The organism is Variovorax brevis (assembly GCF_030317105.1).
Lineage (GTDB): Bacteria > Pseudomonadota > Gammaproteobacteria > Burkholderiales > Burkholderiaceae_C > Variovorax > Variovorax brevis.
This window is the reverse complement of sequence record NZ_JASZYG010000022.1, coordinates 22,847-44,395: the sequence shown is the minus strand read 5'-3', so window position 1 is coordinate 44,395 and position 21,549 is coordinate 22,847. Positions and strand designations below refer to the sequence as shown.

At 65.5% G+C, this 21,549-nt stretch carries 23 protein-coding genes and 2 pseudogenes; 10 read left to right on the top strand and 15 right to left on the bottom strand.

Annotated features, from left to right (window positions below; genetic code table 11):
• Nucleotides 1–39 precede the first annotated feature (39 nt).
• The 5 genes and pseudogenes from QTI66_RS34130 (at nucleotide 40) to QTI66_RS34115 (ending at nucleotide 3,949) form a co-directional block, all read left to right on the top strand.
• Complete coding sequence (locus tag QTI66_RS34130; protein WP_286564816.1) at nucleotides 40–1,686, top strand: fatty acid--CoA ligase; 1,647 nt, start codon at nucleotides 40–42, stop codon at nucleotides 1,684–1,686.
• A 32-nt stretch (nucleotides 1,687–1,718) separates the two neighbouring features.
• Entirely contained in the window at nucleotides 1,719–2,183 is a 465-nt protein-coding gene (locus QTI66_RS34125; RefSeq protein ID WP_286564815.1) for a MaoC family dehydratase, read from the top strand.
• Between the two features lie 215 nt (nucleotides 2,184–2,398).
• Nucleotides 2,399–2,875: a hypothetical protein gene (locus tag QTI66_RS34120; protein WP_286564814.1), complete on the top strand. Its 477-nt coding sequence runs from the start codon at nucleotides 2,399–2,401 to the stop codon at nucleotides 2,873–2,875.
• Between the two features lie 10 nt (nucleotides 2,876–2,885).
• A pseudogene (locus tag QTI66_RS39735) lies at nucleotides 2,886–3,053 on the top strand (hypothetical protein); the annotation flags it as partial.
• Nucleotides 3,054–3,289: 236 nt separating this feature from the next.
• On the top strand, nucleotides 3,290–3,949 hold the full coding sequence (locus tag QTI66_RS34115) for a hypothetical protein (RefSeq protein WP_286564813.1): 660 nt from the start codon (nucleotides 3,290–3,292) through the stop codon (nucleotides 3,947–3,949).
• A gap of 202 nt (nucleotides 3,950–4,151) precedes the next feature.
• On the opposite strand, the gene QTI66_RS34110 is transcribed toward QTI66_RS34115, so the two are convergent.
• The 4 genes from QTI66_RS34110 to QTI66_RS34095 form a co-directional block, all read right to left on the bottom strand.
• Entirely contained in the window at nucleotides 4,152–4,373 is a 222-nt protein-coding gene (locus QTI66_RS34110; protein ID WP_286564812.1) for a hypothetical protein, read from the bottom strand.
• Between the two features lie 80 nt (nucleotides 4,374–4,453).
• Nucleotides 4,454–4,864 (bottom strand): Hsp20/alpha crystallin family protein, encoded by a 411-nt coding sequence (locus QTI66_RS34105; protein WP_286564811.1) that lies wholly within the window; start codon nucleotides 4,862–4,864, stop codon nucleotides 4,454–4,456.
• Nucleotides 4,865–4,885: 21 nt separating this feature from the next.
• Entirely contained in the window at nucleotides 4,886–5,338 is a 453-nt protein-coding gene (locus QTI66_RS34100; RefSeq protein ID WP_286564810.1) for an Hsp20/alpha crystallin family protein, read from the bottom strand.
• Between the two features lie 269 nt (nucleotides 5,339–5,607).
• Nucleotides 5,608–6,276, bottom strand: a complete 669-nt coding sequence (locus tag QTI66_RS34095; RefSeq protein ID WP_353506262.1) for a TauD/TfdA family dioxygenase — start codon at nucleotides 6,274–6,276, stop codon at nucleotides 5,608–5,610.
• Here QTI66_RS34095 and QTI66_RS39730 point away from each other — a divergent pair.
• Nucleotides 6,221–6,364 (top strand): annotated as a pseudogene (locus QTI66_RS39730) (hypothetical protein); the annotation flags it as partial. The gene QTI66_RS34095 and the pseudogene QTI66_RS39730 overlap by 56 nt on opposite strands.
• Before the next feature lie 52 nt (nucleotides 6,365–6,416).
• Complete coding sequence (locus QTI66_RS34090) at nucleotides 6,417–6,560, top strand: hypothetical protein (protein ID WP_286564808.1); 144 nt, start codon at nucleotides 6,417–6,419, stop codon at nucleotides 6,558–6,560.
• Between the two features lie 18 nt (nucleotides 6,561–6,578).
• Here the strand turns inward: QTI66_RS34090 and QTI66_RS34085 are convergent, their stop codons facing one another.
• Nucleotides 6,579–7,574 (bottom strand): GlxA family transcriptional regulator, encoded by a 996-nt coding sequence (locus QTI66_RS34085; protein ID WP_286564807.1) that lies wholly within the window; start codon nucleotides 7,572–7,574, stop codon nucleotides 6,579–6,581.
• Between the two features lie 124 nt (nucleotides 7,575–7,698).
• Here QTI66_RS34085 and QTI66_RS34080 point away from each other — a divergent pair, with 124 nt between their 5' ends.
• Nucleotides 7,699–8,952: an acyl-CoA dehydrogenase family protein gene (locus tag QTI66_RS34080; RefSeq protein ID WP_286564806.1), complete on the top strand. Its 1,254-nt coding sequence runs from the start codon at nucleotides 7,699–7,701 to the stop codon at nucleotides 8,950–8,952.
• A 5-nt stretch (nucleotides 8,953–8,957) separates the two neighbouring features.
• The gene (locus QTI66_RS34075) at nucleotides 8,958–9,704 is read left to right on the top strand and encodes an NAD(P)H-dependent oxidoreductase (protein ID WP_286564805.1); all 747 of its coding nucleotides are present in this window, start codon (nucleotides 8,958–8,960) and stop codon (nucleotides 9,702–9,704) included.
• 42 nt (nucleotides 9,705–9,746) lie between these two features.
• On the opposite strand, the gene QTI66_RS34070 is transcribed toward QTI66_RS34075, so the two are convergent.
• The 10 genes from QTI66_RS34070 to QTI66_RS34025 all read right to left on the bottom strand — a co-directional run bounded on the left by QTI66_RS34070 (nucleotide 9,747) and on the right by QTI66_RS34025 (nucleotide 20,874).
• Nucleotides 9,747–11,027 carry a branched-chain amino acid ABC transporter substrate-binding protein gene (locus QTI66_RS34070; RefSeq protein ID WP_286564804.1) on the bottom strand — a complete coding sequence of 427 codons (1,281 nt, stop codon included), beginning with the start codon at nucleotides 11,025–11,027 and terminating at the stop codon, nucleotides 9,747–9,749.
• Between the two features lie 52 nt (nucleotides 11,028–11,079).
• Complete coding sequence (locus QTI66_RS34065; RefSeq protein ID WP_286564803.1) at nucleotides 11,080–11,700, bottom strand: carbonic anhydrase; 621 nt, start codon at nucleotides 11,698–11,700, stop codon at nucleotides 11,080–11,082.
• Nucleotides 11,701–11,718: 18 nt separating this feature from the next.
• On the bottom strand, nucleotides 11,719–12,747 hold the full coding sequence (locus QTI66_RS34060; RefSeq protein WP_286564802.1) for a YeiH family protein: 1,029 nt from the start codon (nucleotides 12,745–12,747) through the stop codon (nucleotides 11,719–11,721).
• Entirely contained in the window at nucleotides 12,744–14,054 is a 1,311-nt protein-coding gene (locus QTI66_RS34055) for an MFS transporter (protein ID WP_286564801.1), read from the bottom strand. The genes QTI66_RS34060 and QTI66_RS34055 overlap by 4 nt, the downstream gene beginning before the upstream one ends.
• A 66-nt stretch (nucleotides 14,055–14,120) precedes the next feature.
• Nucleotides 14,121–15,107: a Bug family tripartite tricarboxylate transporter substrate binding protein gene (locus QTI66_RS34050; RefSeq protein WP_286564800.1), complete on the bottom strand. Its 987-nt coding sequence runs from the start codon at nucleotides 15,105–15,107 to the stop codon at nucleotides 14,121–14,123.
• A 16-nt stretch (nucleotides 15,108–15,123) separates the two neighbouring features.
• Nucleotides 15,124–16,725 carry an acyl-CoA carboxylase subunit beta gene (locus QTI66_RS34045; protein WP_286564799.1) on the bottom strand — a complete coding sequence of 534 codons (1,602 nt, stop codon included), beginning with the start codon at nucleotides 16,723–16,725 and terminating at the stop codon, nucleotides 15,124–15,126.
• Nucleotides 16,726–16,740: 15 nt separating this feature from the next.
• Nucleotides 16,741–18,345: an acyl-CoA carboxylase subunit beta gene (locus tag QTI66_RS34040; protein WP_286564798.1), complete on the bottom strand. Its 1,605-nt coding sequence runs from the start codon at nucleotides 18,343–18,345 to the stop codon at nucleotides 16,741–16,743.
• The gene (locus QTI66_RS34035) at nucleotides 18,342–19,919 is read right to left on the bottom strand and encodes a class I adenylate-forming enzyme family protein (RefSeq protein WP_286564797.1); all 1,578 of its coding nucleotides are present in this window, start codon (nucleotides 19,917–19,919) and stop codon (nucleotides 18,342–18,344) included. The genes QTI66_RS34040 and QTI66_RS34035 overlap by 4 nt, the downstream gene beginning before the upstream one ends.
• Nucleotides 19,916–20,650 (bottom strand): GntR family transcriptional regulator, encoded by a 735-nt coding sequence (locus QTI66_RS34030; protein WP_286564796.1) that lies wholly within the window; start codon nucleotides 20,648–20,650, stop codon nucleotides 19,916–19,918. Before QTI66_RS34030 ends, QTI66_RS34035 begins: the two co-directional genes overlap by 4 nt.
• A complete protein-coding gene (locus QTI66_RS34025; RefSeq protein WP_286564795.1) occupies nucleotides 20,647–20,874 on the bottom strand; it encodes a biotin/lipoyl-binding carrier protein in 228 nt (75 codons plus the stop codon). Before QTI66_RS34025 ends, QTI66_RS34030 begins: the two co-directional genes overlap by 4 nt.
• A gap of 167 nt (nucleotides 20,875–21,041) precedes the next feature.
• Between QTI66_RS34025 and accB the strand changes: the two genes are divergently transcribed.
• On the top strand, nucleotides 21,042–21,548 hold the full coding sequence (accB, locus tag QTI66_RS34020) for an acetyl-CoA carboxylase biotin carboxyl carrier protein (protein WP_286564794.1): 507 nt from the start codon (nucleotides 21,042–21,044) through the stop codon (nucleotides 21,546–21,548).
• The last annotated feature ends 1 nt before the right edge of the window (nucleotide 21,549 follow it).

Here is a 21,549-nt window from a genome sequence, read left to right as displayed (position 1 = left end):
TTTCCAGACCCAACCCTTCAACGAAAAACGGAGACAGACATGACCCCCAACCTCATCGCCCCCACCCCTTCCGCCTACGCGTACCCGCTGCTCATCAAGCAACTGTTGATCAACTCGCTGAGCCTGCACGGCGACCAGGAAATCACCTACCGCGGCGACATGCGCTACAGCTTCCGCGATTTCCGCCACCGCATCGGCCGGCTCGCATCAGCCCTCGACACGCTGGGCGCGCGCCACGGCACGACGGTGGCCGTCATGGACTGGGACAGCCATCGCTACCTGGAAAGCTACTTCGGCGTCCCGATGATGGGCGCCACGCTGTTCACGGTGAACGTGCGCCTGTCGCCCCAGCAGATCCTCTACACGCTCAACGACTCCGAGGCGCAGATCGTGCTGGTGCATTCGGACTTCCTGCCGGTTCTCGAGCAGATCAAGGATGGCCTCAAGGGCGTGCGACAGATCGTGGTGATGGCGGATAGGCAAGCCATGCCGCCGACGGCCTTGCCGGTGGCGGGCGAATACGAGACGCTGATCGCCCAGGCTTCGCCCGACTTCGGGTTTCGCGACTTCGACGAACACACCAGGGCGGCGACCTTCTACACGACCGGAACGACGGGCGACCCCAAGGGCGTGAGCTACAGCCATCGCGAGATCGTGCTGCACACGCTGGTCGCGGCCACGAGCCTGGGCGCGCAAAAGGATGGCCAGCGCCTGCATCGCGAAGACGTCTACATGCCCATCACGCCGATGTTCCACGTGCTCGCCTGGGGCTTGCCGTATGTCGCGGTGATGCTGGGCCTCAAGACGGTGCTGCCGGGCCGCTACGTGCCCGACCTGCTGTTGAAATTGCGCAAGTCGGAGAAGGTTACCTTCTCGCATTGCGTTCCGACCATCCTGCAAATGCTGTTGCAGGCCTCACAGGATAGCCAGCAGGACTTGTCGGGCTGGAAGATGATCATCGGCGGCTCGGCACTCTCGCCTGTCCTGTGCGAGGCGGCGCTCGCCCGCGGTGTGGATGTGTTTGCCGGCTACGGCATGTCGGAGACCGGACCGATCGTGTCGCTGGCGCAGCTTCCACCGGGATTCAAGGCTGCCGATCGGCGCGATGAAGTTCGCATGCGGTGTTCGACCGGCCGTCCCGTTCCGCTGGTGGACTTGCGCGTCGTTGACGAGGAGTTGCGCGACATGTCGCGCGACGGCAAGGGCCAGGGCGAGATCGTGCTGCGCGCACCCTTCCTCACGCAAAGCTACTTCAAGAAGCCCGAAGCGTCCGAGGAACTTTGGGCGGGTGGCTACCTGCACACCCAGGACGTCGCGGTCATGACGCCAGACGGCTTCGTTCAGATCGTCGACCGCATCAAGGACGTGATCAAGACCGGTGGCGAGTGGGTGTCCTCCATCGAGGTGGAAGCGCTGATCGCCGAGGTGCCCGGCGTGCAGGAGTGCGCCGTGATCGGCGTGCGAGACGAGAAGTGGGGCGAGCGCCCGATGGCCTTTGTCGTGCGCAAGGCCGGCATGGCGCTGGAAGCGGGTGCGATCTGCGATCGGCTCTTGCAGCACGTCGATTCAAAGCGCCTGAGCAAGTTTGCCGTCCCCGAAACGAACCGCGTTGCCTTCGTCTCCGAGATCCCCAAGACGAGCGTCGGCAAGATCAACAAGAAGGCGCTGCGCGAACTCGCGGCCTGAACCGATCCGACCAATGCAACCGTTCCTGCAACATGAACACGACCCGATTCAGCCTTCAATCCCTCGCCGGCCTCGCCGGGCAACACGTCGGCTCCTCGTCGTGGATCACGCTTGATCAAAAACGCATCAACGCGTTTGCCGACTGCACCGACGATGCGCAGTGGATTCACGTCGACGTCAACCGCGCCCGCGCGGAAAGCCCCATCGGCGGCCCCATCGCGCACGGCTTCCTGACCCTCTCGCTGCTCGCCCCGACGGTCTTCGATGTGCTGATCTCGCGCATGTCCCTCAAGCAGGCGGTGAACTACGGCCTGGACAAGATCCGCTTCATCGCGCCCGTTCGCGCCGGCAAGCGGGTGCGCAACCACGTGAGCGTCGTGTCCCTGCAGGACAAGGGTCAGGGCCGCCATCTGCTGACCACCGAGAACACGATGGAAATCGAAGGCGAGACCAAGCCCGCCCTGGTGGCCCAGTCCATGATCATGCTGATTGCCTGACGGCTGACCACAAGAACAACCACCAGCCAAGGACCCAGACATGACGACACAGACACCGCTCGGCGCACAGATTCCCGCAGCGACGAAGGTCGCCGCCGCGAAGCCTGGTACCCGCCCCAAAGCACCGGCGCGCCGCCCCCGCCCGGCGTCCGACCCGATGGTCGTCATCCACGAACTCAATGACCTGGTGGCACGTTCCAGCGAGAACACGCTGGGTGCCCAACCCGCTCCCGGGCCTGCGCGCCGACGACCTCGCGCAGGCCACGCAGTCGCTGCTCGAACTGGCCGCCGCGCCCCCTGGCGCAACGACCGGCGCCTTGGCCCGGTATGCGAAAGCGCTGGGGGAGATCGTCCGCGGCCGCTCCGAACTTGCACCCGATTCCAGGGAGCGCCGCGTTGCGGACCCGGCCTGGAAGGGCAACTTCATCTACAAGCGCCTGATGCAGAACTACCTGCTCGCACGCAGCGAGTTCGACACCCTCATCGCCGAATCCACGCTGGGCGAGCGCGAGAAGGGCCAGGCGCAATTCCTCACCGCCCCCGTCACCGACGCGCTCGCTCCCAGCAACTGGCTGCTGGGCAATCCCGTTGCGGTACGCACGCTCGTCGACGCCGGCGGCAAGAGCCTGGTGGACGGCGCCAGGAATCTCGTGAGCGACATGCGGCACATCCACATGATGCCCAGGCAGTAGACAGTTCAAGGTCGGCGACAACATGGCCACCTCGCCGGGCCAGGTGGTCTACCGCTGCGAGACCTTCGAACTGATCCAGTACACGCCCATCACGCCGAAGGTCTACCGGCGCCCGCTGGTCATGGTGCCGCCGCCGGTCAACAAGTTCTACGCGCTCGACCTGGCACCCGACAAGGGCCTGGTGAAGTGGACCGTGGACAGCGGCGTGCAGATGTTCATGGTGAGCTGGCGCAATCCCATGGCCGCGCAGCGCGACTGGGGCCTCGAGCACTTGCCATCGCACTGGACGAGGCGGCGGACGCTGCGCGCGAAATCCGAGGAGCCCGGACGTAGAACATGTGGGCTCGTGCTCGGGCGGCATGACGCTGGCGGCCTGCCTGGGCTGGCTGGCTGGCCGGCACGGGCAACCGCAAGGTGGCCAACGTCTCCTGGGCGGTGTGCGTGCTCGATAGTGGGCGCGCGATGGGCGAAAGCACACTGGGCCTGTTCAACTCGCCGGCGGCGGCGCGCGTGGCGCGGGCCCGTTCGAGCCGCAAGGGCGTGGTGGAAGGCTCCCAGATGGCCGCGATGTTTTCGTGGCTGCGACCCAACGACCTGATCTGGAACTACTGGGTCAACCACTACCTGCTGGGCAACAAGCCGCCGGCCTTCGACATCCTGGCCTGGAACGCGGACACGACGCGCCTGCCGGCGCGGTTACATTCCGACCTGCTGGACATCATGGAGAAGAACCCGTACGTCAACGCCGGCACGATGACCATCCGCGGCGTTCCAATCGACATGTCGACGGTGGACATCGGCGCCGATGTGATCGGCGGCATCACCGACCACGTCACGCCGTGGAGAGCTGCCATGCGACGGCTCGCGTGTTCGGCGACGACGCCACCTTCGTGCTGGCCAACGCGGGCCACCTGCAAAGCCTGGTCAACCCGCCCGGCGCGCCCAAGGCCTTTTTCTCCGGCGCTGCGAGCCGCGTGGTCGATCCCGATGAATGGACCCGCACGGCCGTGCGCGAGGAAGGAAGCTGGTGGCCCCACTGGCGTGCATGGATCCAGGAACGCTCGGGTCAACTGATCGCAGCGCCCACCCAGCTCGGCTCGCGCCTCCATCGTCCGCTGTGCGCGGCGCCGGGCGCCGTGAAGATGCAGCCGGGCTACGACTGCAATACCTTCTGACCGGTCGTTGCTCTGGTTCAAGGCTTGCCCGGGCCGATGAACCAGCAGTGCCAGAAAGCGCCCGCCTGCGAGCATGGCCACGCGAGGCAACGACTGGTTCGTCAGTTGATTTTCCAAAGCGTTTCGCGCCCCTTTTGCGTGACCGCATACACCTCGGCTTCACGTCCGGAAACCTTCGCAGTCAGCGCATCTGGTCCTGGCGGAATGAACGCGATCACCAGGCCGGCAGCGCGAAGAATTCGCACCTTCTCAATGTCTTCGGGCAACCTGAAATACATCGGCATGGGCGACGACGCAATGTGCTTCAGCAGATCGATGCCCATGGTCTCCAGACTCCTCCAGGAAAGATCTGTGCGGATCGACGTTCGCGCGCACCGGGCGGCATGCGCCGCCCGGCCGCCCCTCAAGCCGCCTTGACGGCAATGCGACGCGGCTTCGCGTGCTCGGCCTTCGGAATGCTCAGGCGCAGCACCCCGTTCGTCAGCTCTGCCGCGACCTTGTCGGAATCAAGGTCCTGGCTGAGCGTGAAGCTCCTGTGAAACCGTCCGAGCCCCACTTCCGTATGGCTTGACTGCAAGGCTTCGGGCAGGGGGAGATCGATCTCGGCATCGATGGTGAGCGTGCCCGCCTCCACCTGAAGCTGCAGCTTCTCACGCGAGACCCCCGGCAAATCCGCATAGAGCGTGATGCCGCTGGAATCCTCGACGACGTCGACCGGTGGCATCAATGCCGCATCGCCGTAGCGCGTGGCGCCCTCCTGCTGCGCTGGCGTGCCCTTTGATGAGGCGTCCCGGGGATTGCGAAGTTCGTTCATCTTGCACTCCTTTCAGTGGCTTCATTGAATGGCGATGCGCCGCGGCTGGGCCGAGGCGCGGCGATGGACCGTGACCTGAACGACACCATTGCGATACTTCGCATCGACCGCTTCCGGATCGGCGTCATCGGGCAAGGTGATGACGCGGCAAAACTGGCCAGCGAATCGCTCGTTGATGTGCACGGCCGCCTGGCTTTCGCGCTCGGAGCGCCGGGTCTCGGGCAGGCTCGATGCGCGCGTGCCGGCGATCGTCAGAAGGCCGCGGTCGAGGGTGATGTCCAGGGAGTCAGGATCCAGGCCCGGCGCAAAGGCGTAGACCTCCACCGTCTGGGGCGTGCCCCCGACATTCAGTGCGGGAAAACCACCTCGCCCAAAGCCCCGGATGGTGGGCGACAGATCCAGTGCCTGCTGCATCTCGCGTTGCAGGCGATCCATCTCGGCGAACATGTCGCGCGGGAACAAAGATCGATACATGGCGAATACCTCCATTCAGGTTGAACAGAGCGCCGGAGGCGTCCTTCCAGCGCTTCCGGTAGCAAGCTAGAGCCGGTTCAAGACATTTCAAGACCGGGATTGCTTTGAAAAAAGCAATGAATCCTGACGAAGCGATCGGCGACTTCGGGACCCCTTCAGGGCCGAAGGCTGGTCTGTCAGCGCCGGCGCGGTTCGAGTTTGCGGTTCGATCGTGATCGGCCTCGACGGGCAGGCTTCCTGCGAAAACGCGGGCAACGTGCAAAGTGCGACTACCGCGGCGGCCAGCAGATGACCCCTGCAGATCGAGGAACCGCCAGCAGGTTGCGCGTGAGGGCGGAGACACGGAGCATCGCATGGGAATACCTCAGGCCGCCGCCGTGAGAGGCTCGTGCTTCCACGCCGATGATGCGCCCGCGCGCGCCGCCGCGAGGGGGGCGTGTGCCGTTGATGGTCGCACGATAGCCGCTGCGGCGGGCGGGGAAACAGGCAAAGATCGCCTGATGCTGGGTACAGCGGTTGTCCCAGAACGCGACGGAATTCGCTTGCCACCGGAACCGGCACATGAAGCGCGGATTCTCGATATGCCGGTAGAGCATCTCGAGCAACGCGTCGCGCTCTCTCGCCGACAGTGCAGGCACATGCGACGTGAAGACCCGGTTGACGAAGAGCAGCTTGCGTCCCGTGTCAGGGAGACCGTGCGCGAAGGCATGGGTGAACACCTCCTGCGCCAGCTGCGCACCGGCAGGCTGGACCTGGTGGTCGGGACCGTCGGAGACAGCGTGACGCCCGCCGCGACCTCGATTGCATGCCGCTCTACATCGATGCGCCGGCGATCGTGTGCGGCATGCGCTGGCCGCGAAAAGAAAGCCCACATGGGACGCGCTGGCGGCCGAAACGTGGGTACTTCCGCCGCGGACCGCGCGGGTGCGCGCAGCCATCGAAGCGCCATTTCGGCGTGCCAGTTCCGTGCGACCGCGCGTGCTGGCAGAGACGCTCTCGCTCGACTTGATTCTTGAACTGCTGGCCCAGGGGACGGCTTTGTCCGTGCTGCCGCAACATCTGGCCCCGGCGCCTGGCGATGGCAGGGCAGATGCGGACGCTGGACGTGGAGACGCCGGGCCTGGTGATGCCGATTTCGGTTTTTACATTGACGGGTGCGCCGGCGTCGACCGCGCTGGACACGTTCCGCAGTTGCCTTGTCGAAGCTGCGGCGCTTCGCTGAGCGGGGGCTTGCAACAGGTCAAGTCCCGGCATCCACGGACTGGTAACGACTCCGGTACGCGCCAGGGCTGAGACCCATGCGCTCGCGAAACAGTCGCGAAAAGGAACTCGAATCGTTGTAGCCCACCTGCACGGAGATTTGATCGACACCGAGATCGCTGGCTTCCAGGAGGGCGCGAGCGGAGTCGATGCGCAGGTGCTGCAAATAGGTCAGCGGAGACTGGTCGAGGACCGCGCTGAACCGCCGCACCAGCGTTCTTTCGCTCACCGCCAACTCGGCGGCGAGCTCGGAAATGCGCACGGGCCGCGCCATGTTCGATTGCAACCAGTGCTGCGCGCGATGAACCACCGCGTCGGTGTGCGTGATGTCCGCGAGCAAGGGCAGATAGGGCGTCTGGGTCGTCTGGCTCACGTCGATGAGCATGCTCTTGGCACATTGCGACGCAATCGCCGGGCCGGAGAATCGTTCTACCACGCGGATGGCCTGCAGGAGGTAGGACGCCGAGGCGCCGGCGCAGAGCAGGCGATCGACTTCCGTGAGCACGGGTCGCAATTGCAGGTCGACCTGCGGAAAGCGCGTGCGGAATTGCCTCTCCAGCCACCAGGTCGTCGTGGCGATCCGTCCATCCAGAAGACCTGTCTGGGCAAGGATGAAGGTGCCCGTGCAGTTGGCCGCGAGCCAGGCGCCGCGACGCCACTGCGACGTGAGCCACGCGCACGCGGCCGGCTGGCCCTTGAGCAACTGGTCGAACTTCTTGTGGCCCGCGTAGTGCAGGCTGGGAATGAAAACGAGGTCGAAATGCTCGCGCGCGCCGAGCTTGTGCGTGGGCAGTTGCAGGCCGTTGCTGGCGGCGACGGACTCGCCCCTCAGCGACACGAAGCGCCATTCAAAGAGCGCCGCAGACGCACCCTGCTGCCTGCGCAAGTGCGAATTCGCGACTTGCAGGATGTCGGCAAAGCCGCCCAGGCTGGAGGCGTAGCAGCCGTCAAAGGCAAGGATTGCCGCACGCGGCATGGGGTGTCCGATCTCGCATGGAAAACGTCAATTTCGCCAATGTACCCCGGAAGCCCCGAAACCTAGACTTGTCTCACATCAACGGGGCGGCATCGCCCACCAGCCATCACAGGAAACACGAGACATGAACGCCAGAGACAACACCATCGCCCTGACCCAACGAACGCCCGAGCGCCATCAGCCCAAGCTCTACCACGACCTTCTCACGCCCGCGGAAACGCTGGCCATCCGCGAGGAGGTCCGCCGCTTCGCAGACGAGCACGTCGCGCCGGTGGCGTGGGAAATCGGGCATCGCGAGGAGTCGGTCGAAAACTTCCCGCGCGAACTCTTTCGCAAGATGGCCGATGCCGGGCTGTTCCGCATTCCCTTCGCGGCCGAAGTTGGCGGACGCGGGCTGAAATACCCGGCCTGCGCCACCGCCGCGCTCATCGAGGAACTGGCCTATCACTCGAACTCTGTCGCGGCCGTCGTTGACGTGCATTGCATCCTGGCAGGCCATGCGCTCGAGCACGCGTCGCCTGCGCTGCAACAGCGCTATCTTGCCCCGCTGCTGGCTGGCCAGAAGATCGGCAGTTTTGCGACCACCGAACCCGATGCCAGCACGGACCTGAGCATCAAGGCGATGCAGACCTTCGCAAACCGGGAGGGCGGGGGCTATGTGGTCAATGGCCGCAAGCGCTTCATCACCAACGCGCCGGTCGCCGATTTCGTCGTGCTGCTGTGCGCCGAAGAGGGACGCATGACGGAGATCGTCATCGACCTTGATGCACCGGGCGTGCGCGTGGGCTCGCCGGACCGCAAGATGGGCAACCACGGCCAGCTCACGGCGGACATCCATTTCGACAACGTGCAGGTTCCTGCGGAAAACGTCGTCGGCGCCGTCGGTGGCGGCCTCAAGATCGCACTGCAGACCCTGACCTACGGGCGTATCGGCATCGCCGCCAGCGGCGTCGGCATGGCGCAGGCGACCTTCGATCACAGCGTCGATCGACTGAAGACGCGCGAGGCATTCGGCAAGAAGATCGCCCAGTTCCAGCACTGGCAGTTCAAGCTGGCCGAGCGCGCCACCGAGATCGAGAATGCGCGCAACCTGTACATGAAAGCGGCGCTCCGCATGGATGCGGGCGAGGCGTTTCCGGAGCCCGAGGCGGCCATGGCGAAGTGGTACGCGACCAACCTGGCTGCCGAGTTCGCGCGTGACGGCGTGCAGATCTTTGGCGGCTATGGCTTCATGTCGGAGCTGGCAGCCGACGGTTCGCACTACCGGGTGGAGGAGATCTACCGCGACTGCAAGATCGCCGAGATCTATGAGGGCACCAACGAGATCCAGAAACTCGTGATCGCCCGAGCCATCTTCGGCAAAGACATCACGGGCTGAGCGCCATGAAAGTCTTCGTCGTTCACGCCCACCCTGAGCCCCGCTCCTTCAGTGCCGCCCTGAAGTCGGTGGCGGTCGAGGAGCTTCATCGCCAAGGCCACGAGGTACGGATCTCGGACCTGTACGCGATGAAGTTCGATCCCGTTGCGTCGGCTGAAGACTTTGGCGAGCGGGCCCATCCTGACTACTGCACGTATGCGTTGGAGCAACGCCATGGAATGCAGACGGGCACGATTGCCTGTGACATCCAGGCCGAGCTCGAGAAGCTGCTCTGGTGTGACCTTCTCATCCTGAACTTTCCCGTGTTCTGGTTCTCGACCCCGGCGATCCTGAAGGGCTGGATCGATCGAGTGCTGGTTTCTGGAACCGTCTACGGCGGAAAACGCTTCTACGACCGTGGGGGTCTGAGCGGCAAGCGTGCGCTCGCCAGCATGACGCTGGGTGGGCAGGAACACATGTTCAGCGAGAGCGGAATCCACGGCCCGTTGAAAGGCATGCTCAGGCATCTTCTGCAAGGCACGCTCGCTTACACCGGCATGGGGGTGCTCGAACCCTTTGTCGGCTGGCACATCCCCTATCTTTCTGATGAGCAGCGGCGCCTTGTTCTCGAAGCGTGGTGCACCCGCTTGCAGTCCTTGAACGGCGAAGAGGCGCTGCTCAGGTTTCCAAGTCTGTCCGAATACGACGAACGCATGTATCCACGACCCGTCATCCGTTCAGAGCCGGATGAACGGCGTACCCGCCAGCTTTGAAATCCCGTGGAACCGCCGAAAGGAGGCCAGCCTGTCAACGCCTCATGGCGGACGATTCATCCTGCAGCTGGTGGGCATCTCCACGCGGCTCGCCGCAACGGTCTTCACAACGCGAAAGCCATATCCGGAGCCTTCGACGTCGAACTTCACGCCGGGCGTGCCCTGCCTGTCCATGACCCCGACCACCAGGGGCTGCTGGAATTGATGGTCGCCCGCACGCATGCGGCCGCTCTGGCCCGCCAGCGCGACGTCGGCATGCTCGAGCGCGCGGGCGACCGCCACCGTGTCGACGCTGCCGGCCCGCTCCATCGCCTGGGCCAGCGCCTCGACCAGCAACTGCATGCGCATGTGGACATAGTCGTCTGCCGGATTCGTGAACCGGGTGCGGAAGGCACGGTAGAAAGCCTCTGACTGCGGCGTCTGCACGTTCGGCAACCAGTCCGCGACGGCAAGCACGCGCCCGATGCCGGCGTCGCCGATGGCCGTCGGGGTGCCCAGCGCGTTGCCGTAGAAGGTGTAGAAGGTGCCATTGAAGCCTGCTTCGCGCGCGGCTTTCACCAGCAGCATGAGGTCGTTCCCCCAGTTGCCCGTGATCACGGCCTGGGCGCCACTGGCGATGATCTTGCTGGCGTAGGGCGCGAAGTCCTTCACGCGGCCCATCGGATGCAGTTCTTCGCCGACGATGCGGATGTCGGGCCGAAGCTGGCCGAGCTGCCGCGCGGATTCCCGCAGCACGGCCTGGCCGAAGGCATAGTCCTGCCCGATCAGGTACACGCGGTGGAGCGCCTTGTCGTCCTTGAGCACCTCCATCAGCGCGGTCACCCGCATGTCGGCATGGGCATCGAAGCGGAAGTGCCAGAAGCTGCACCGTTCGTTGGTCAGCCCCGGGTCGACGGCCGAATAGTTCAGGAACAGCATGCGCCGCGAAGGATCGCGCGAATTGTTCTTGTCGATCGCATCGACAAGTGCGGCCGCCGCGGCCGAGGAATTGCCCTGCAGCACGATGCGGGCACCGGCGTCCATGGCAGCGCGCAGGGCCGATAGCGCTTCTTCGTTCTGCCCCTTGCTGTCGTAGCGGTCAAGTTGAAGTGGCCGCGCGCCATCGGGCAGCCTGACGCCGCCGCGCGCGTTGACACGCTCTACCGCCCACAACAGGTTGCGAAATACGGCCTCGCCGGTATTGGCAAACGGGCCGCTCATGCTCTCGATCAGTGCGAGGCGTATGGGCTCTGCGGGTTGCGCGATCGCCGGAGCGATCACCACCGTGAAAAGGGACGCGATGGCGAATTTCACCACCGCGCAGCAGAAGATTCGTGGTGTCATGTTCTTCCTTCAGTTGGGGGGTGGCTGCAGCGCTGTCGCGGCAGTGGCGACTTCAGATCTCGTCTTCGAAGAACTCAACCCTGCCCGTCGCCAGCGAATACTCCGCGCCGACCACGTGCAACTGCCCGGCCTCGATCAGTTCCTCAAGAATCTTCGAGCCCTTGCGCAACTGCGCGACCGACTGGCGCACGTTCGCCTTCACGCTCTTGCAGATCAAGGTCTCGCGGTCGTAGCCCAGTTCCGGCGCCAGCAATTCCGCCACCGCCGGCTCGATGCGCTCGGCAATGAAGCGCATGTGGGGCGAGCGGGCTTCGGCCGGCCGGCGCAGGCGTTCCAGCGTGCCGAGCACCGCACCGCAGTTCGAGTGACCCAGCACCACCACGAGCGGCGTGCCGAACGCCGCAGCGGCGAACTCGACGCTGCCCAGCTGGGAAGGCGAGACGATGTTGCCGGCGACGCGGATGACGAACAGGTCGCCCAGGTCCTGGTCGAACACGATCTCCACCGGGACCCGCGAGTCCGAGCAGCCAATGACGATGGCGAAAGGCTCCTGCTTGAAATCGGTGCGCGCGCGCTGAACGCGCCGCAGGAAAGTCTCTGCGCTGCCGATGCCCGATGCAAAGTGCTCGTTGCCTTCGCGCAAGCGTTCCAGCGCTTCGTGTGCTGTGATCATGGCGTGATCCTTTCTGTTTCAACGCGCGAGGAAGATGAAGGCCACGGCCAGCAGCGCAAGAAACACGGTCTCGCTCACCATCAGCACGATCGGCTTCATGCCTACCGTCGCGAAATCCTTCAGGTGCGATTTCATGCCGATCGCCGCCATCGAGATCACCAGCAGCCACGTCGACAGCGTCTGCAGCGCCTGTTGCAACACCGCTGGAATCAGGCCGGCGCTGTTGATGCCGACCAGCAATGCAAACGCGACCACGAACCAGGGCAGCAGCGGCGGCTTGGGTCCTGTCCCGCCAGCCGCCGCGTGGTCCTTGCGGTACGACAGCGTGATGACCAGGATCACCGGCAGCAACATCGCGACGCGCAACAGCTTCACGATCGTCGCGACGTCGCCCGTCTCCTTCGACATGCCGTAGCCCGCGCCCACCACCTGCGCCACGTCGTGGATCGTGCCGCCCAGGAAGACGCCGGCGGCCTCCTGCCCCAGGCCGAGCAGGTTGACGATCATGGGATAGAGCACCATCGCCACCGTGGAGAGCGTGCTCACACCGATCACCGTGAAGATGGTGGCGCGCTCTTTCACCCTGTCGTCGGCATGCGCGGGCATCACCGCGGCAATCGCCATGGCGGCAGAGGCGCCGCAGATGCCGACGGCCCCGCCGGTCAGCACGCCGAAGCGGTTTCGGTAGCCCATCAGGCGCGCCAGCAGGATGCCGAAGCCGATGGTGAGTCCCACGGACACCACGACCATCGCGATCGGCATCGCGCCAAGCGCCGTGATCTGCCCCAGCGTGATGCGCACGCCCAGCAGCGCCACGCCGATGCGCAGCAGCGTGCTCGCTGAAAACTTGATGCCCGGCACGCAGCGCCCTTCCGTTGACAGGAAGTTCAAGGCCATGCCCAGCAGCAAGGCGAAGAGCATCGCGGACACGTGATAGTGCTCGGCCAGCGAGATGGCGGCCACCGCCACCACCACCGACATCAGGATGCCGTGGAAGTTCGTGCGGGCGGGCTCGCGCCAGGCCGGCAACGTCATGGAGAGGTTCATTGCGCGACCCTCGCCCGGATGCGCGCGGCGTCCGCCTCGTAGCTGCGCGAGGACAGCACGAAGAAGAAGGCAGCGGCCAGCGCCATCACCGGCGCGATGGTCATCGCAAGCTTCAGTCCGAGTTGGTCCGACAGCATGCCGACGATCAGGGGCCCCGGTGCGAGCCCGATCAGGTTGTTGGCGAGGGTCATCGTTGCCGCGACCGTCGCACGCACGCCGGGGTGGGTCACATCGCACACGATGGCGCTGGAGCAGCCGCCCTGCGCCGCGGCGAACAGGGCGCCCAGGAAGATCAGGCCCATACCCAGTGGGCCTGGCGGCAGGGCGAACGCGGTCATCAGCACCACGGCCGTCAGCACCGAGTACAGGGCCGGCACCAGCGCCCTGCGCCGCGGATTGCTGGCGCTCAGCCTGTCGGCCAGTCCACCGCCGAAAAGCATGCCGAGACCAGCAGCCAGCACCGCCACGCCCGCCATCATCCCGGCCTTTTTCAGGTCGATGTCGTGATAGCGGCTGAAGTAGGTGGGCAACCAGGCGATCAGCATGGCCGGCATTGCCATTTGCAGGCCACTCGCCAGGTAGGCGAAATTGCCGGCGCGCGAACCGAAGACCTCGCCGGCCACGCGCTTGAATCCCAATCGCTTCGAGGCCAGGTCACCGGCACGCTTCGTGTCGAGCGCGACCGTCTTGTAGTCGCGCACCACGAAGGGGTAGATCAGCGCCAGCAGCAAGCCGGGCGCACCCACGACGAAGAAGGCCATGCGCCAGCCCGATTGCGCCGCGACGGCGCCGCCGATGACCACGCCGAGCACCGAGCCGAACAAGCTGGCCGACAGGAAGGCTCCCAGCACCGCAGCGCGCTGTTTGGCCGGAAACACGTGCGCCAGCAAGGCTGCACCGGCGGCGCCATAGGCCGCTTCTCCAAGGCCGACGAAGGCCCGCGCCCACAGCAACTGCCCATGGCTTTGCGCCAGGCCGCAGGCAATGGTTGCCAGGCACCAGACGACGGCCATCAAGGTGATGCTCTTGACGCGCCCCCAGCGGTCGGCAACCAGCGAGATCGGCACCGTCAGCACGCCGACGACAAGCGAGACGACGCTCACCAGCATGGCAAGTTGCGAATCGAGCAGCGACCACTCAAGCTTGAGCGCGGGCATGACCGCGCCGATGACCTGGCGCGACAGGTAGTCGGACATCATCAGTCCGAAGGTGAGCGCAAAGACGGACCACGCGTAAAGGCGTGGCATGCGGCGCTTTTCTTCGAGCGCGTCGAGGCTGGCGGAGTCCGCCGAGAGGGTGGGGTTCATGGCTGTTGTCTCCAATGAAATGTTTGGTGGGAATGTCTGGATCGGCAGCGAAACGCTTCAACAGGCTCATTCGGGCTTGAAGTCGATCGACTTCAGCACGACGCCGATGCGTGAGTAGTCGGTGTGCAACGCCTGCGTCATCTCTTCCGGCGTGCGAGGCTGGCCGACGTCGAGGCCGAGCTGCTTCAGCTGCTCGCGTGTCGCAGTCTGGGCCATGACCTTGAGCGCGGCATCGCGCAGTCGCTTCTGTATGTCGGCCGGCACGTCGGGCGTCACCCACAGGCCATTCCAACCCACGTTTTCCAGCTGCGGATAGCCGAGTTCCGTGAATGTCGGCACGTTGGGCAGCAGAGGAGAACGCAGCGGCAGGCTGACGGCAAAGGGTACGACCTTGCCCGCCTTGATCAACGGCAGCGAGTTGGTGAGGCCTGCGAACATCAGTTGGACGTGCCCCCCCATCACATCGGCCAGCGCGGGGGGCGTGCCCTTGTACGCGACGTGCAACATGTCGATGCCCGCCGCCTTGTTCAGTTGAAGCCCCATCACGTGTGAGATGGTGCCCGCGCTGTACGAGGCGAAGCTCACTTTGCCGGGATTGGCTTTGACATGGCCGATCATCTCGCCGAGGTTCGTCGCGGGCAGCGCTGGATTGCCCACCATCACGATCCCGGCGCGTGACAACTCTGCGATCGGCTTGACCTCCTTGAACATGTCGACGCGCGTCTTCATGGCATGGGGTATCTCGCTGACCATCGCGTTGAGCGAGACGAGCACGGTGCTGCCGTCGCGCGGCGAATGCATCAAGTCGCTGACCGCCAGCGTGCCACCGCCCCCCGGCTTCGCCTCGACGATGACAGGCCGATTCAGCTCGGTCTGAAGGCCTTGCGCCAACAGGCGTGACACGAGGTCGAGCGAGCCACCCGGAGGTCCAGCTGCGATGATGCGCAGCACCTTGTCGGACGGGGCCTGCGCAAATGAGGCAGACGCAGCCAGCATGGCCAAGGCGGCAATCGCAGTGCCGAGGCTGCGGCGAGATACAGAGGAAGAAGTCATGTGCTGCTCCAGCAATTCAGATGTAGGTCGGCCACGAGCGCATCTCGTGCTCGCCGATGCCGCCGTTGCGTTCGCGGCGGTGGGTGGCCATGGCGTCGATGAGCCAGGCGCGGGTTTGCTGCGGCGCGATCACGGCCTGCACGCCGAAGGCGCCCGCCAGTGCGTAGGCGGAGGTGTCGCGTGCCAGGTCGGCCTTGAGTTGGTCGAAGCGTTCGGGGTTGTCCTCACGCTGGATGCCGTGCAGCACGCTGACGCCGATCTGCGGGTCCATGAAGCTGGCGTCTGCGCTGGTCCATGCAGCCACCTCATCGCTGTTGCGGCCACCACCCATGTTGATGTAGGCCTGCCCGTAGCTCTTGCGCAGGATGACCGACAGCTTGGGCACGCTGCACAACTGCACGGCGTGGATCATGTTCATGATGTGCGCCGGCGCCGCCTTGCGCTCGCCTTCGATGCCGACCAGGAAGCCGGGCGTGTCGACCAGGAAGATGAGCGGGATGTTGAACGAATCGCACATCACGATGAACGAGCTCACCTTGCGGCAGGCCTCCGGGTCCATCGCGCCGCCCTTGAACATCGGATTCGACGCGACGATGCCGACGCTCTCGCCGTTCAGGCGCGCGAGGCCGGTCACCGCGGCGCGGCCGAAGCGGTCCTTCAGGTTGAAGAAGCTGCCTTCGTCGACGATGCCGCCAATGACCTTGCGCATGTCGTAGGTCTTGCTGCGCGCGGACGGGACGAGTTCGACGAGCTTGTCCGCGTCGGGCGCTTTCGCCTCCGCAGCCGGCCAGTTGGGTGGACGTGCGCCTGAGTGCGACGGCAGGTAGCTGAGAAAGCGGCGAATGGCGGCCAGCGCCTCCGCGTCGCTGTTGACGACCACGTCGACCAGGCCGGTGTGCTCGGCGTGCAGCTTCCATCCGCCCAGTTCTTCGGGGTCCACGGCTTCACCGATGGCCAGCGAGGTCACGCGCGCACTCGATACCGCGAGGAATGCACCCTTGCGCATCACCACGAAGTCCGACAGGCAGGTGTACCAGGTCGATGAGCCCAGGCACGGCCCGAGCACGGCGCTGACCCATGGCGTCTCGCGGCGTCGGCAATACTGCTGCGGATCTTGTCCGGCTGCGGCCATGGCTTCGGCACCGAGGCTGTCGGGCACGCGCGAGCCGCTCGACTCGCCCAGGAAGATCAGCGGCATGCCGTTGCGCGTCGCCGTCTCCTTCAGGCGGCTGATCTTGCGCATGTTGACGGCCGACGAGGACGCGCCCATGACCGTCATGTCGTTCGACACGACCGCCACGCGGCGCCCTTCGACGCGGCCGGTGCCGGTGATCTTGGCGTCGGCCGGCGAGCTCTCTCTGTCGGCAGCAACCACCGAGACGGCCAGCATGCCCGTTTCGCTGAAGGAGCCGGCATCCAGCAGTTGCTCGATGCGCTCGCGGGCGTTCAGGTGGCCGCTGGCGCGGCGCTTGGCGAGCTTGGCTTCTCCGCCCATGGCGAGTGCCGTGCGCACGCGTGCGGCGAGTTCGGCGCGTTGTTCTTCGTAGGCGTCGGAGCCGGTCGCCGCAGTGGGTGCGGCGCGAGTATCCGGGCCCGCAGGGGCCAAGGTGGCATGCATGTGGATGACTCCGCTTCAGCGCATCGTGCGGCCGACCGGGCCGAGGCGACGGCCGGTGGCCTGGTACGCGTCTTCCACCCAGGCGCAAAGCAGCGGTCGCGTCGATGCGGGCTCGATGATGTCCAGCACACCGAAGCGTTCGGCCGTGCGCATCGGCGACGAGATCGCGTGGTAGTGCGCCTCCAGGTCCAGGCGGTGCGCGACCGGGTCTTCGGCAGCGGCGATGTCCTTCTTGTACGCCGCGGCGACGCCGCCTTCGACCGGGATCGAACCCCAACGTGCGGACGGCCATGCATAGCGGTTCGGCAACGAGGTGCCCGAAGGACCATGCAGCGGGCTCAACATCGCGCCGGCCAGACCCACGCAGCGCCGCAGCACGATGGCGAGCCACGGCACGCCCGATTGCTCGATCGCGTGCATGGCCTGCAGCGCGGCCGAGATGGTGCCTTCGCGCTCAGCGTCCGCGCCGGTCATCACGCCCGGCTGGTCGGCCAGGTTGACGATGGGCAGGTGGAAGGTGTCGCACAGATCGACGAAGCGCGCCATCTTCAGCGCGGCAGAACGCGTCAGCGCGCCTCCCATGATCATCGGGTTGTTCGTCATCACGCCGACGGCGTGGCCGTTCAGGCGCGCGAAGCAGGTGATGGTCGAGCCGCCGAAGTCGGGCGACATCTCGAAGATCGAGCCTTCGTCGAAGATCGACTTCAGGATCTTGCGCGGGTTGAAGACCTTGCGCTTGTCGGCCGGGATGGCCTTGTTGAGCCACGGATCGCAGCGGTCGACCGGATCGTCGCAAGCCACGATCCGCGCGCGTTCCCACACATTGCCGGGCAGGTACGACAGGAAGCGGCGCGTCACCTTCATTGCCTCTTCCTCGGTGTCGACGGCCAGGCCGACGGCGCCGCTGTAGCGGTGCATCAGGTCGTAGCCACCGAGAGATTCCTTGTCGATGTCGATGCCCAGGGCCTGCTTCACCACCGGCGGGCCGCCCGCGAAGATCTGGCTCTTGCCGCGGATCATGATGGCCAGGTGCGAGGCACCCACGCGCACCGCACCCAGTCCGGCGCATGCGCCGAGCGCGATACCGACGACCGGCACCACACCCAGCAGTTGCGTCATCGGAAGCATCGGATAGCCGGGGATCTTGGTGTGGCCGAGCTTGTCGAGCAGCTTCACGCTGCCACCGGCGCTGTCGATCATGCGAACCAGCGGGAGCTTGTATTCCCAGGCGTAGCGGTCGGCGTAGATCCACTTCTCCGACACCGAGCCTTCCGAGGACCCGCCGCGGATGGTGAAGTCGTCGGCCGCGACCACGGTGCGGCGCGAATCGATCTTGCCGATGCCGACCACGGCGTTGCTGGGCGTGAAGCTTGCGCGCTTGCGGTCGGCGCCGTACTTGACGGAGCCTGCCAGCGCACCGATTTCGCCGAAGCTGCCGGCGTCGAGCAGGTGGTCGATGCGCTCGCGCGCCGTGAGTTTGCCCAGCGCATGATGCTTGGCGATCTGCTCCTCGCCGCCGAGCGCATTCGCGATGGCGCGGCGCTCGACGAGTTCATGCAGGTCTTCGGCCCAGTCACCTGTCGATGCAGTTGCGGGAGAGGATGTGATGGCGGTGTTCATTTGGAAAGGGCTCCTTCGGGATGGCGCGCGAGGTACGCATCGCGCAGGTCGTTCTTGGTCACCTTGCCGGCGTGGTTGCGCGGCAGCGCGTCGACGAACTCGATCACGCGTGGTTTCTTGTAGCCGGCGATCAGCTCGCCGCTGTGCCGGGCGAGCGCCGCGGCATCGATGGTTTCGCCGGGCCGGCACACCACGAAGGCGGCGACCACTTCGCCCCATTCGGTGTCGGGCAGGCCGAGCACAGCCACTTCGGCGACGGCCGGATGCGCGTGCAATGCGTCTTCGACTTCGCGTGCATAGACGTTGAAGCCGCCGCTGATCATCATGTCCTTGTTGCGGCCGACGATGTAGAGGAAGCCTTCGCCGTCGAAGCGGCCGAGGTCGCCGCTGTAGTACCAGCCGTCGCGGATCGATTCGCGCTCGAGGTCGGGGCGGCGCCAGAAGGCGACTTCGCCGATGCCGCGGTGGGCGATGGCGATCTCGCCGACTTCGCCGTCTTTCACCGGGCGGCCATCGGCGTCGCGCACCGTGATCTCGACGTCCATCGTCGGGCGTCCGCAGGAGGTGATGCGATCCGAAGGCTTGCCGTCCTGCAAATGGTCGTGCGGGTAGAGCACGCACAGGGGTTGCACGGCTTCGGTCATGCCGTACTGCTGGCGCAGGATCGGGCCCAGGCGTTCCAGCGCCTCGTGGACCATGCTCGTTGGCGTCGGCGCGGTGCCATAGTGCACGCGCTTGAGCGACGACAGGTCGGCGCCGGGGTTGGCGGCCACCGCTTCGAGCAGGCGGCCCATCATGGTCGGCACCATCATCAACTGGCTGATGCGCTCGCTCCCGATCTGCGCCAGCACCTGCTCCGCATCGAACTTGTCGGCCACGATGTTGCGTGCGCCGCGCAGATAGCACGGCAGCAAGTGCACGCCCGCAGCGTGCGTGAGCGGGCCCACGTGCAGCATCGCGTCGTCGATGCCAAGGCCGTACTCCATCGCGGCGAAGTGGTTGGCCAGGCGGGCCTCCCAGCGCTCGATGCTGTAGGCCACGCCCTTGGGCTTGCCGGTGGTGCCCGAGGTGTAGGCGATGCGCAGCAGCAGGTCGGCCGGCACCGTGAGGTGCGGCGCCCCGTCGGAGGCGCGCGCCAACAAGCTGTCGTAGTCGAGCACGGCGGCGTCTTGCCAGCCCACGCCGATCACCACACGCAGCGAAGGCACCTGAAGGCGCACCTTCAGCACTGAATCACGGAACTCGGGGCCGGCGATGAGCACCGATGCCTCGGCGTCGTTCAGGATCGCGGCCTGCTCGTGCACCGTGTGACGGGCATTGAGGGCGACGTAGCCCTGTCCGGCCTTCTCGGCAGCAAACTGGGCCTCGATGCTTTCCACCGAGTTGTTGAGCAGCACGGCCAGGCGTTCGCCGGGGCGGCGGCCCAGGCCAATGAGCACGTTGGCGAGCTGGTTGCTGCGCCGTTCGATCTGCGTGTAGGTGAAGCTGCGGTCGCGAAACACGACTGCCGGGCGGTCGCGGAACTGGCCGGCGGCCCAGGACAGGGCGTGGCCTGCGATTCGGGTGGAACTCATGGAAGGATGTCCTGTGTGTGGTGGTCGTTCGCTGCGGACGCAGCGGACGTCGGTTTCTTGTTCGATCGACGCGAGGCGGCTTGCCGGGGCGTCAGTTGCCTCACGGCCTCGCGCTCGGACGCGTCGATCATTTCTTCGATGGCGGCGGCGGCGCCGTCGATGTCTCCTGCCTTCATGGCATTGGCCGCGACGCGCCACAGGCGTGCCGATTCCCTGCGCCGCGCGGCTGTCGCCAGGCCCAGCTTCGAATAGCGCCGCGTCTGGCGCCCCAGCGAGCCGAGGATTTCGACCAGCCGCTCATTGCCGGCGCTCTCGGCCAGCACGCGCCCGAGCCGGTAGCTGACGGCCAGGTAGTCGTCGCCCGCACCCGGCTCTTTTGCCAGCACTTCGAGTTCGCTCACCTTGCCGTCGATCCAGGCGATGAACTTGTCGTCCGGGCCCAGGCTGCGCACCATGGCGCCCACCAGTTGGCGGCGGATTTCGAAGATGTCGCTGACTTCCTTGATCGAAAGCTGCGTGACGTACGCACCCCGGTTGGGCAGGATGCGCACGACCGAGTCTTTCTCGAGGATGCGCAAGGCTTCGCGAACCGGACCGCGGCTCACCTCGAACTGCTCGGCCAGCATTTCTTCGCGGATGCGATCGCCCGGCGCGTACTCGCCGTCGACGACCGCCGCAAAGATGCGCTCGGCGATCTGCCCGGGCAAGGTCATCAGCTTCACGGCGATCACGCTTCCTCGTAGACCGCGATTTCCTGGCCTTCGCGCACCGGCGCGCCCTCGGCGATCAGGAGCTTGATGACCCGGCCGTCTTCGGGGGCGAGCACCGGGATCTCCATCTTCATGGATTCGAGAACCATGATGGTGTCGTCGGCCTGCAGGGTGCTGCCCTCTTCCACCACGATCTTCCATACGGTGCCGGTGATGTCGGAGCGAATCGTCGTCTGTGTCGTCATGTCGGTTTCCTTGCTTTGAAATGCCCGACTTCGCGTCGGAATGGATGTACTGTAATCGACATTCCGATTGTTGACAATAGGATTATTTGCATGTTTTAATACGTTCACTGCAGCAAGACAGCTGCGCTCACAAGGCGGAAACTCCCGCCGCAACCGGAGATAAAACCGTGCCTCTTTCCCATACCGACGTACGTCGCATCCTCGAGATCCTCGACAGCGCCGAACACCTCGAATCGCTGGACGTGACCGTGGGTGAATTCGAGCTTCATGCCCGCAAGCCGGGCGCCTCGGCTTCCAGCCGCGAGCGGACGGCGCAAGCCCACGCAAGCCGCTCCACCACCGTCGAAACGGTGCAAGCGGCTGTAACAGACGAAACAAACAACGCGCCGGCCGCAGCCGAAGTGCTCACGGAAGTCCCCGAAGGCCTGGTCGCCGTGCGCGCGCCGATGGTCGGCACCTTCTATCTGCGCCCCAGCCCCGACCAGCCGGAGTTCGTGACGGTCGGCGCCGCCGTGCAGGCCGACGACACGGTCTGCCTGGTGGAAGTCATGAAGATGTTCAACACGGTCAAGGCCGACGTGACGGGGACCGTCGAGCGCATCCTGGTGGGCAACGGCAAGCCCGTGACGCACGACCAGATCCTCATGCTCATCAAGCCGGCGAAGGGAGTTTGAG

What these genes read in the sequence shown, in the direction of transcription:
- QTI66_RS34105 (WP_286564811.1), bottom strand. Translation starts at nt 4,864, where the DNA reads ATGAACGAACTTCGCAATCCCCGGGACGCCTCATCAAAGGGCACGCCA.
- QTI66_RS34080 (WP_286564806.1), top strand. Translation starts at nt 7,699, where the DNA reads ATGAACGCCAGAGACAACACCATCGCCCTGACCCAACGAACGCCCGAG.
- QTI66_RS34045 (WP_286564799.1), bottom strand. Translation starts at nt 16,725, where the DNA reads ATGCATGCCACCTTGGCCCCTGCGGGCCCGGATACTCGCGCCGCACCC.
- QTI66_RS34025 (WP_286564795.1), bottom strand. Translation starts at nt 20,874, where the DNA reads ATGACGACACAGACGACGATTCGCTCCGACATCACCGGCACCGTATGG.
- QTI66_RS34125 (WP_286564815.1), top strand. Translation starts at nt 1,719, where the DNA reads ATGAACACGACCCGATTCAGCCTTCAATCCCTCGCCGGCCTCGCCGGG.
- QTI66_RS34100 (WP_286564810.1), bottom strand. Translation starts at nt 5,338, where the DNA reads ATGTATCGATCTTTGTTCCCGCGCGACATGTTCGCCGAGATGGATCGC.
- QTI66_RS34130 (WP_286564816.1), top strand. Translation starts at nt 40, where the DNA reads ATGACCCCCAACCTCATCGCCCCCACCCCTTCCGCCTACGCGTACCCG.
- QTI66_RS34085 (WP_286564807.1), bottom strand. Translation starts at nt 7,574, where the DNA reads ATGCCGCGTGCGGCAATCCTTGCCTTTGACGGCTGCTACGCCTCCAGC.
- QTI66_RS34050 (WP_286564800.1), bottom strand. Translation starts at nt 15,107, where the DNA reads ATGACTTCTTCCTCTGTATCTCGCCGCAGCCTCGGCACTGCGATTGCC.
- QTI66_RS34090 (WP_286564808.1), top strand. Translation starts at nt 6,417, where the DNA reads ATGGCAGGGCAGATGCGGACGCTGGACGTGGAGACGCCGGGCCTGGTG.
- QTI66_RS34075 (WP_286564805.1), top strand. Translation starts at nt 8,958, where the DNA reads ATGAAAGTCTTCGTCGTTCACGCCCACCCTGAGCCCCGCTCCTTCAGT.
- QTI66_RS34035 (WP_286564797.1), bottom strand. Translation starts at nt 19,919, where the DNA reads ATGAGTTCCACCCGAATCGCAGGCCACGCCCTGTCCTGGGCCGCCGGC.
- QTI66_RS34055 (WP_286564801.1), bottom strand. Translation starts at nt 14,054, where the DNA reads ATGAACCCCACCCTCTCGGCGGACTCCGCCAGCCTCGACGCGCTCGAA.
- QTI66_RS34095 (WP_353506262.1), bottom strand. Translation starts at nt 6,276, where the DNA reads ATGGCTGCGCGCACCCGCGCGGTCCGCGGCGGAAGTACCCACGTTTCG.
- QTI66_RS34110 (WP_286564812.1), bottom strand. Translation starts at nt 4,373, where the DNA reads ATGGGCATCGATCTGCTGAAGCACATTGCGTCGTCGCCCATGCCGATG.
- QTI66_RS34065 (WP_286564803.1), bottom strand. Translation starts at nt 11,700, where the DNA reads ATGATCACAGCACACGAAGCGCTGGAACGCTTGCGCGAAGGCAACGAG.
- QTI66_RS34040 (WP_286564798.1), bottom strand. Translation starts at nt 18,345, where the DNA reads ATGAACACCGCCATCACATCCTCTCCCGCAACTGCATCGACAGGTGAC.
- QTI66_RS34070 (WP_286564804.1), bottom strand. Translation starts at nt 11,027, where the DNA reads ATGACACCACGAATCTTCTGCTGCGCGGTGGTGAAATTCGCCATCGCG.
- QTI66_RS34060 (WP_286564802.1), bottom strand. Translation starts at nt 12,747, where the DNA reads ATGAACCTCTCCATGACGTTGCCGGCCTGGCGCGAGCCCGCCCGCACG.